At 49.2% G+C, this 2,500-nt stretch carries 2 rRNA genes (1 of these 2 cut by a window edge); both read left to right on the forward strand.

What is annotated here, in order from left to right:
* Positions 1-1,878 (forward strand): 23S ribosomal RNA (locus DP_RS03710) (it extends 1,038 nt beyond the left edge of the window).
* 65 nt (positions 1,879-1,943) lie between these two features.
* A 5S ribosomal RNA gene (gene rrf / locus DP_RS03715) occupies positions 1,944-2,060 on the forward strand.
* Positions 2,061-2,500: the final 440 nt, after the last annotated feature.

Genomic DNA, 2,500 nt, shown 5'->3' on the forward strand with positions numbered 1-2,500 from the left:
AAGGATGTGGAATTGTACATACAACCAGGAGGTTGGCTTAGAAGCAGCAACCCTTTAAAGAAAGCGTAATAGCTCACTGGTCTAATGATACCGCGCCGAAAATTTAACGGGGCTAAGCGTAGTACCGAAGCTACGGATTGAATATAATTCAATGGTAGGAGAACATTGTGGCCGCCTGAGAAGGTACACCGGAAGGAGTGCTGGAGGTTCCACAAGAGCTTATGTTGACACGAGTAGCGAAAATGAGGGCGAGAAACCCTCACGCCGAAAGCCTAAGGTTTCCTGTAGTCAAGTTAATCTGCTCAGGGTTAGTCGGTCCCTAAGGCGAGGCCGAGAGGCGTAGTCGATGGGAAATAGGTTAATATTCCTATACCAGTATCATAATGTTATGGTAAGGGGGGACGGAGAAGGTAAGACCATCCGGGCGCTGGTTGTCCCGGTTTAAGCATGTAGGCGGAGGACTTTGGCAAATCCGGGTCCTTGTTAACGCTGAGGTGTGATGACGATGCCCTTTGGGCAATAAAGTGGTTGGTTCCATGCTTCCAGGAAAAGCCTCGTATCTAGTTATGATATTGACCGTACCGTAAACCGACACAGGTAGGCAGGTAGAGAATACCAAGGCGCTTGAGAGAACTCTGGTTAAGGAACTCGGCAAAATAGCACCGTAACTTCGGGAGAAGGTGTGCCAGCAAGGTATAGTTATTTACTAACGAAGCCTAGTCTGGTTGCAGTGAAATGGGGGGAGCGACTGTTTACTAAAAACACAGGACTCTGCGAAGTCGAAAGACGAAGTATAGGGTCTGACGCCTGCCCGGTGCCGGAAGGTTAAGGGGACTTGTTAGCGTAAGCGAAGCAATGAACCGAAGCCCCGGTAAACGGCGGCCGTAACTATAACGGTCCTAAGGTAGCGAAATTCCTTGTCGGGTAAGTTCCGACCTGCACGAATGGCGTAACGATTTCCCCACTGTCTCAACCAGAGACTCAGCGAAACTGTAGTACCGGTGAAGATGCCGGTTACCCGCAACAAGACAGAAAGACCCCGTGAACCTTTACTATAGCTTGGCATTGGTTTTAGAGGTAACATGTGTAGGATAGGTGGGAGGCTTTGAAGCATGCACGCTAGTGTGTGTGGAGCTAACCTTGAAATACCACCCTTGTTATCTTTGAAATCTAACCGCGATCCGTTACCCGGATCCGGGACATTGTCTGGTGGGTAGTTTGACTGGGGCGGTCGCCTCCTAAAGAGTAACGGAGGCGCGCGATGGTTCCCTCAGGCTGATTGGAAACCAGCCGTAGAGTGTAAAGGCATAAGGGAGCTTGACTGCGAGACAGACATGTCGAGCAGGTACGAAAGTAGGTCTTAGTGATCCGGCGATTCCGCATGGAAGGGTCGTCGCTCAACGGATAAAAGGTACTCCGGGGATAACAGGCTTATCTCCCCCAAGAGTCCATATCGACGGGGAGGTTTGGCACCTCGATGTCGGCTCATCACATCCTGGGGCTGAAGCAGGTCCCAAGGGTTTGGCTGTTCGCCAATTAAAGTGGTACGCGAGCTGGGTTTAAAACGTCGTGAGACAGTTTGGTCCTTATCTGTTGCGGGCGCAGGAAATTTGAGGAGATCTTCCCCTAGTACGAGAGGACCGGGGTGGACGAACCTATGGTGTACCAGTTGTTCCGCCAGGAGCATCGCTGGGTAGCTAAGTTCGGAAGGGATAACCGCTGAAAGCATCTAAGCGGGAAGCCTACTCCAAGATTAGATTTCCCATGATTTAAAATCATCTGAAGGCTCGTTGTAGACCACAACGTTGATAGGTCGGGTGTGGAAGAGTGGTAACACTTGGAGCTAACCGATACTAATAAGCCGTGCGGCTTATCCATATCCTTGATTATGCTATTAAGAAACTAACTGAATACTCTATATTTAATTAAGAACGCCGAATTTTTTCGGTGGCCATAGCGAAGAGGCTCCACCCGTTCCCATTCCGAACACGGAAGTTAAGCTCTTCAGCGCCGATGGTACTGCATGGGAGACTGTGTGGGAGAGTAGGTCGCCGCCGAATTTTTTATATATAAGCCCCAAGTTGATTAATTTCGACTTGGGGTTTTCTGTGTTTATGGGTATGAGAAAAATAGACACTGGAGCTGTAAGCCAAAAGCTGTCAGCAACAGTAAAAAATGCTTACCATAGAGAAAAGCATTAAAAATATTCACCATAACTTGTCTTGTTGGCAGGGGTAAGATCATCCGTTCCCATTCCCATTCCGAACACGAATGACGGAGTCTCCCTACGGTCGCTTACCTACTCTTCGCGCCGATGGTACTGCATGGGGGGTGTGGGAGAGTAGGTCGCCGCCGAATTTTATATATAAAAAGCCCCAAACTATTAATTTAGTTTGGGGTTTTTTTTTGCCCTAAATAACACCCCCACCCAACCTCCCCTAAATAAGCACAGCCTCCATCTCCCCCTCGTCAAGGTGGAGAGGCGTTCTAAGCACCTGCC

Source organism: Desulfotalea psychrophila LSv54, assembly GCF_000025945.1.
Lineage (GTDB): Bacteria > Desulfobacterota > Desulfobulbia > Desulfobulbales > Desulfocapsaceae > Desulfotalea > Desulfotalea psychrophila.